This is a genomic window from uncultured Phocaeicola sp. (assembly GCF_948499155.1).
GTDB classification, from domain to species: Bacteria; Bacteroidota; Bacteroidia; order Bacteroidales; family Bacteroidaceae; genus Phocaeicola; species Phocaeicola faecalis.
On sequence record NZ_CAOOSE010000040.1, the window covers coordinates 19,241 to 27,094 of the forward strand.

A 7,854-nucleotide genomic window follows, 5' to 3' on the forward strand; every position below is an offset into this window, starting at 1 on the left:
AATTTATTATTTTAGATGGTCTTCAAAATAGCGGGTGATGTGTTCGTATAAGTGAACACGGTCACGGCCGAACATATTGTGTCCGTCTTCCGGGTAAATAAAGAAGTCGGGATGTGTACCTGCATCAATGCATGCGCGCAGGAAGGTGTAGCTGTGTTGCGGAACACAAGTAGGATCTTCGCCGCCATGAATCAGCATCAACCGTCCTTTCAGGTCGCCGGCTCTCAGTTTCAGATTTGCTTTATTATAGCCTTCTGGGTTGCTCAGCGGACTGTCCATATAGCGTTCGCCATACATTACTTCATAATATCCCCAATCGATAACCGGACCACCGGCTACACCTACCTTGAAGATATCATTATAGGTCAGCATGAGGTTGGTGGTCATGAAGCCGCCGAAGCTCCAGCCATGTACACCGATGCGGTTTTCGTCTACATAACCGAGTGATTTTAGAAATTCCACTCCTTTTACCTGATCCTTCATTTCTTCTGTACCCAGTTGGCGGAAGGTGCAGTTCTCAAACTCCCGTCCGCGATTGTCACTGCCGCGGCTGTCGACAGTCAGCATCACATAACCCAGTTGGGCCATGTAAATATCCCATCCTCCGGCGCCATAGTTACGCACATTGTGTATCATTTGTGCATGAGGGCCGCCATACACATAGATGACTGCCGGATATTTCTTGTTGGGGTCGTAGTTCACCGGTTTTACCAGACGATAATAGAGGTCTGTCTTACCATCGGCCGCTTTAATGGTGCCGAGAGTGATTTCGGGCATATTGTATGCATCCATCGGATTGGTAGCAGTCAGCAAATTGATATTTTTTCCTTTACCCGAAGTAGGAACAATGTCTATATTACGGGGAACGGTGGAAGAAGTATAGTTATCTATCACATATTTACCGCTTGCTGACAGTTGTACATTGTGCATTCCATCCTTATTCCCGATGAGACGGCGTTTCCCGGTCTTTACATTCACGGCGTATGCGTTACTTTGTAACGGAGAAACCTCAGTGCTCATGATGATGATTTCTTTGGTCTTTTCGTTGAAGCCGAGAATCTTTTGCACAAGCCATTCGCCTTGAGTGAGCTGTTGCTCCATAATAATGTTGTTGGTGATAGTAGCTTCGCAGTCTCCAAACATTTGTTCGGCACCGATAAAGGCACTGAGATAGGGTGGTACTTTTGCTTTGTGGGCATCCAAATCGTACAAATATAAGTGATTGTAACCATCCATTTGACTTTGGTAGATAAATTTTGTATCATCCCAAGGCAAGAAAATAATAGGATGTTGCGGTTCTACGTATTTGGGATGTGTTTCTTTGATAAGTACGGCATCTTTTTCTCCGTTTTCTGCATTATACCGCACCAACTCTGCATGATTTTGGTCACGGTTCAATTCTATCACATAAACGCTCTTTTCGTCCGGGCTCCAACTAACATTAGTGAAATAGCGGTCGGTCGGGTCACCGGCTTTCAGGTAGACAGTCTTTTCGGTTGCAGGATTGTAAACTCCCACGGTAACTTTATGGCTGGTCATTCCTGCCATCGGATACTTGTCCGGTTCGAGGGTGGCGATACGGGTCGTAGTATTCACTTGCGGATAATCCGTTACCATTGTTTCATCCATGCGGTAAAAAGCGAGCAGGTTTCCTTTCGGACTCCAGAACGTACCTTTATAAATGCCGAATTCTTGACGGTGTACACTTTGGCCGCATACGATGCCTTTGGGTTCATCGGTTACTTGGTGGGTTTTACCGTCTGCAGTGGTTACAAACAAATTATTGGCAATGGTGTAAGCCAGCGAACGGCTGTCTTTGTTCCAGTCTTGGTTGGCTGCTTTGGCGGCAATGGGCTGACTCCATATTATTTCTTTCTTGTCACAGTCAATCAGCACCTTGTGGGTAGATGTGTTTACCAGCATCCACTTTTCGGTATATGGAAAAGATACATTATATAAATGATTCATCTTTCCCAGTTCCTTGGCTGCCAGCAAGTCATTTGTGTCTTGCAAGGTGAAGAGGACAGTCTCTTTTCCGTTGGCCGGGTTCACCGCTTTTACCTCTTCTATGTCGGCGTTGATACATACGTCTCCCCACCATTTCAGTCCATACAGATTCTTGGGCTGTAGATTGAAATAGTTGTTTCCTCCCGGCATCAGATCTTCGAGAGTAAAACTTTTCTTATCCTGCGCTATAACACTCATAGTAGAGATACATGATGTCATTAATATAAGTAGGCTTTTTAGTATAATATTCTTCATAGCTTCTTGTTTTTTCCGGTTTGGGGTTCCGGTTCAGAACCTCAAGCCGGTTAATTCTTTACTATCTATTTTCCTCTTTCTTAAAGCGTGGTTTAAACTCTTTTCTTTCTCCGGTTCCTCTGTCTTTTCTGTCTTTGTTCTTGAAATCTCCACGTCCTTCGCGTTTGTCATCAAAATTGCGTCGTTCGCGCCGTTCTCCGTACTCCACCCTTTCACTGTTGCGGCGGGGGCGGGTATCTTCGCGTCGTGGTTTGAAATCTCTGTCTTTATTTTCGGTACGGAACTCTTTATATTTTCCGTCAAACAACTGATATTTGCGGAATTCACATTCCAAAGCACCATTAAACAACGGTATCTTGATAGATGGCTTCAGTCCGATTTGGTCGAAGCATTCTTCACGATAACTCAGTATCCATGCGTCGTTTCCGGCAAATGCATGTTTCAGACGTTCGCCAATCATCTGGTATAAACCTAATAAATCGTTTGTCGAGATGCGTTCACCGTAAGGAGGGTTGGTGATAATGATACTTTTCTCTTTCGGCTGTTCGAATTGCTGGAACGGTTGTATTTTTAAGATTACCTCCTTGCTCAGTCCTGCTGCTTTCACATTATGTGTAGCAATCTCGTTGGCTTTCGGATTATTGTCATATCCATATACTTTATGTGTGAATTCACGCTCTTGTGAATCATCGTTATAAATCGTATCGAATAATTCTTGGTCGAAGTCGTTCCATTTCTCGAAAGCAAATTCTTTGCGGAATACGCCCGGAGCTATATTACGTGCAATCAAGGCCGCTTCAATAGGAATGGTTCCTGAACCGCACATCGGGTCTATCAAGTCACATTCGCCTTTCCATCCGGTCATTAAAATCATACCGGCGGCCAGTACTTCGTTCAACGGAGCTTCTACTGCCTCCTGGCGATAACCGCGACGATGTAATGATTCGCCGGAACTGTCGAGTGACAAAGTACATTTGTCTTCGGCAATGTGGATGTTCAGTGCTACATCAGGGTTATTGATGCGTACGGAAGGGCGTTCGCCGTTTTTCTCGCGGAAGTAGTCTACGATGGCGTCTTTCACCTTATAGGCTACGAACTTTGAATGGCGGAATTCATTCGAGAATACTACTGCATCGACTGCGAAGCTCTTGTTGGTGTCCAAATACTCTTCCCATGCGATGGATTTAATGGCTTCATACACTTCATCGGCGGTTTTGGCTTCAAAGTGCTTAATGGGTTTCAGGATACGGATGGCTGTACGTAGGCAAAAGTTAGCCTTATACATCATCTCCTTGTCGCCGGTAAAAGCTACCATGCGTCTTCCTATTTCTATATTGCTGGCTCCCAGCTCGGTGAGTTCTTTTGCCAGAACTTCTTCCAGTCCCTGGAAAGTCTTGGCGATTAGCTCGAATTCTTCCTTCATTTTAAAATGATAATTACGTAATTTCAATTGATGCGACAAATTTAGTGATTTTCTCTTTGCTATTCAATTATTTAGAAGATTATCTGTTTTTTAGAAGTTAAATAAGGCGTAAAAGAGGGCAGAAAACAAGATTGGTAATGTTTGTTAAAGGTGTGGAATATTGAAAAAGACCGTCCCAGCACAGTGGTTGAGGCGGTCTTTTGAGTTATCGGTAAATGTTACCTTTAATGTAGACATACCTGTCAAACCGGTAACAGTAATACTGTTAGCAACCGTGTTCCGGAGAGAAATAGATTATATTGGTATTGGTAAGCAAAGGGTTTAAAGTTCCTGAAATCGGCACTTGTCCTATCATTCAGGTTTTTGACTAAGTAATTGGATTGATTCGGTAAATTCAGCTATAATCTCCGATAAATTTGGATTGTCATTACGAAGAATTATCGTTGCAAAGTTTACGACACCTTCTTCATCAACAATTGAAGATGAAATCATTGTAAAAAGAGCCTTCCGATTGTAAGTGGAGAACCAATACTCAAACAACCGGCTACGCATACTTTGCTTGCTGTCACTAGTCTCACAAATATAGAGCAATGTTGAGTTGTTGTTCCTGAAAAATTCATCAACGATAGCAATAATCGTATCACGTACTTTATGGTCACGGGGAGATTTATGGTTATTGATATTGGCTATAATCAATTGATATGAGTTCTGTGACAGTAAAATATCATCTTCCATAAACCCTACAGAATAATGTACTCCCCTGTCTGTAAAGAACTGATAAAATCCATCTTCTCCAGTCGTTTCTACCGGATATGAAGAATTTTCGTTAATACGTTTCAATGAAAGAAGCTGTTTCATAATGCAAAAAAGGTTTCAGCCTCCTTACCTGTACGTTTTTTATAGGCTTCCTTCATTGACTTTTCCAAATTAGCCAGACAAGCACGTTTCTTTTCTCTTGCTGCTTTAAATTTGGCTAAAGTTTCTTCTTTTGTTGCTTTGGTTTTTACCATAAATATCTATCCTTTCCTTTGGCAAAGATAATACTTTTTGTTGAGAATCAGATTCTTTTGTAGAACCTTATAATATTATAACTTTCTCTCTTCAAAATCAGCAGAACAATGATTATAGAACGCCACAAACGCATCGCTCTGTTGTTTGATGATGATTTTTTGGGGGGACACATTGACGAAGTCAGGGCGTAAAAGAAGGCAGAAAACAAGATTGGCAATGTTTGTTAAAGGTGTGGAATATTGAAAAAGACCGTCCCAGCACAGTGGTTGGGGCGGTCCTTTGAGTTATTTATAAGTAGGGTTTATACTACTTACTACTTTATTATTTAGCAGGCTGAATCTGTACGGTAGATGTATAGACAATGCCTGTAGCGTCAGTCAAAGTAACTTTTAATGTTGACATACCTGTCAAACCGGTAACTTTAATACCAGTAGCTGTCAAAGCTACGGTTGCACCGGATTCAATTGTAAATTCAGCTTTAACTACATTGCCACTAGGAGCTGCAGTATTAAGAGTATAGCTGGCGCCATTAGAGTTGGTTAGTGCTGCTGTTGCTCCACTAGCAATGTTAGTGTTGTTTACAACTACAGTTGATGTACCCAATTTAAGTGAAAGCGCTGCTTCTCCGGCTGCATTAAGAACAATATCACCAGTACTGATAGCTACACCTGCAAGAGGAGTAACAAGTTTCGATGTATAAGAATCAGATGCTACCGTAAATGCTTCTTGCAAAGCATCGAACTCATCATTGGTCAGGAATCGGTTTGCATCAGTCTTAGTAACTTGATAGAACAACGGATAGTATGCTGTCATGTTTGCGAACGTATTTTCTTTCAGAGCATCTCCTGTAGCATTGTATACCACTGTCTTATCCAGAATTGCTAATCCTCCTCTGCCGCTGATTCTTGCTATTCCGTTTTCTGTTGAAAGTTCAACATTACTTGAGGTAGCTATCGGAGATTTAGAATCAATATATTTCACGTCATATACAACTTGTGAATACTCTGCATCTGCATAGTTGGCAGTCTTATTAAAGGCTTCGCCAAATCTCAGTTGAGCATCATTTGTAGGTTCAACATAAATTCTAGCATTGAATTCAGTCTTGGCAGTATTCCATTCGGTAGCAGTCTTTTCAAACATATCAGCGAATGAAGGAACAGTTACATTAACCGGCATATTAATCTTGATGATTTCATTGCCTTTAATATTTCCGCTACCTGTTACATAATTCTCATCCATTACAACAAATGACAATTGGTAGTCACCCGGTTGAGCATCAGCAGCTACAGCCTGGTATACAGGTAATTCGATATAACGCAAATCAAGAATATCGTCTGTATTATCTGTCCATGCTGTTCCGTCAGCTTTCAGATATGAAACAGTATTGAACTTATTGTAAGTAGAGTTAGCTAATGCGATGTTATGTTTTACCAAGAATCCGGTCTGGCTCTTTTCTTCTACTACATAGAACTGAGCTGTTTCACGTGCAGCTTCACGAGTTGCGGCAGGAATATTCTTGAATACGTCACCTAAATCGATGCGTACGTTCTTCAAAACGTCGGCAACAGTTGCGGCGGGTGCAATCTGATGAGTTGTAGCAGCGATGGTTTGAGCAGTTACTGTGCTACCGATGATATTGAATTCAACTTCGTTGTCGGTAATTGCAGATTCGTAACCGTTGATAGCCATTGTATGTACAATACCCTTGATAGTTACACCTGTAGCAGAAGCGGGAACATTGATAGTCATACCGTCAACAGTGATTCCGTATTGTTCTGCCAAAGATTTGTTTGTACCTTCAAAAGTGATGTATGAATCATACAAATTACACTGTTCGATAAACAATTCTGTACTTCCGGTAGGGAATTTACCGGTATTTAATGTTGCTACTCGCCCATCAGCAGTTACATATTTTACATCACCACCTCTTACTGTAGTAATAGGTGCGGAAACAGTAGACTTATTGTTGCTAGGTACAACAGCCAATTCATAAGTAGTATAAGGAATGCCATTTACACATAATGTGTATGCCATAGGATGAGTAGCATCAAAATCGAATACTTCCTTGATGTTGTTGGCAGTAACATCATCTGTCATTTCGATAGACAAAGCCCAGTTACCATTAGCAGATGCAGCACGAGAAATCAGTCTGTTGTTTGCAACAGCAGTTACATTTACCGGAGCCACATTGCCCTTTGAGTCAACCAAAGTCAAAGTCTGTGCACCCAAGTCGTAGCTTGCAGGAGTAACCTGAACATTTACAACATTGGTCTGACCTACCATTAACTGATTTCTGGTAATAGTCCCCTTTTTACCTCCCCAGTTAGGGAATGCGATATGGGCAGTACCCCATTGGATTGCATTATTAGTTCCTACAATATCGATGAATGTAGGTGCATTTTGGAACTGTACAGAAGTCAATGCAGCAGATGCTTTCATCAACTCAACAGTTTGCAATTTGCCGTTTGCATCGGGCAGAGTGATGGTTACGGTACCTGCGCTTTGATTGTCCAAAATAGCATATTGACCAACCTTGATGCCGGTAGCTGTACCATTGATTGTCAACTCACCGTTTTTCACTGCGACTGTGTCACCTACCTGACCTATCACCTTTCCGTCTACTTTGAGGTCTTTGCCTTCAATAGTAATGGTTAGTTCGTCTACATCAGGAGCTGTTGTCTTGATGGTATACGTTTTTGTACCCGTACCGTCAACTACAGTCAATACACCTGTCTTTTCGTCGAAAGTCACACTGGTCACACCCTTGTCGCCAATCTTTGACTCCAATTCAGACAGTGTAGTTTCAATCTTGTCAATCTTGCTGTTGATTTCGTCGATATCATCGTCGTAATCTTTACAAGACACAAATGTTCCTGTCGAGGTAACCATTAAGGCTCCGAACAGGATTGCACTTAAAAACTTTTTGTTCATAATAGAAAAACTTTAAATTTATAAATTTAAAAAACTAAAATTGGTTATACATATTCTATCGGTTCCGAGGGCACAGCCCTCTGTTCTTGTTTCATATATCTTTTTGGAGAAACACCCGCCACCTTCTTAAAGGAAGTGTAAAACGTACTTCGAGACAGAAACCCGCAGCGTCGGGGCAGTTCCTCCAACGGACACTTGCCTGAACGGAGCAGCTCCTTGGCATATTC

At 41.8% G+C, this 7,854-nt stretch carries 6 protein-coding genes; all 6 read right to left on the minus strand.

Annotated elements, in window-relative coordinates; genetic code table 11:
- Nucleotides 1–6 precede the first annotated feature (6 nt).
- Nucleotides 7–2,262 (minus strand): S9 family peptidase, encoded by a 2,256-nt coding sequence (locus tag QYT14_RS17870; protein ID WP_288325674.1) that lies wholly within the window; start codon nt 2,260–2,262, stop codon nt 7–9.
- 61 nt (nt 2,263–2,323) lie between these two features.
- Nucleotides 2,324–3,685, minus strand: a complete 1,362-nt coding sequence (locus QYT14_RS17875; RefSeq protein ID WP_288325673.1) for a THUMP domain-containing protein — start codon at nt 3,683–3,685, stop codon at nt 2,324–2,326.
- Between the two features lie 351 nt (nt 3,686–4,036).
- Nucleotides 4,037–4,543, minus strand: a complete 507-nt coding sequence (locus tag QYT14_RS17880) for a DUF6169 family protein (protein ID WP_288325672.1) — start codon at nt 4,541–4,543, stop codon at nt 4,037–4,039.
- The gene (locus QYT14_RS17885; protein ID WP_288325671.1) at nt 4,540–4,695 is read right to left on the minus strand and encodes a hypothetical protein; all 156 of its coding nucleotides are present in this window, start codon (nt 4,693–4,695) and stop codon (nt 4,540–4,542) included. Before QYT14_RS17885 ends, QYT14_RS17880 begins: the two co-directional genes overlap by 4 nt.
- 322 nt (nt 4,696–5,017) lie before the next feature.
- The gene (locus QYT14_RS17890) at nt 5,018–7,627 is read right to left on the minus strand and encodes a hypothetical protein (protein ID WP_288325670.1); all 2,610 of its coding nucleotides are present in this window, start codon (nt 7,625–7,627) and stop codon (nt 5,018–5,020) included.
- 44 nt (nt 7,628–7,671) lie between these two features.
- Nucleotides 7,672–7,854, minus strand: a 183-nt coding sequence (locus QYT14_RS17895) for an AraC family transcriptional regulator (RefSeq protein WP_289826454.1), incomplete at its 5' end; no start/stop codon positions are given.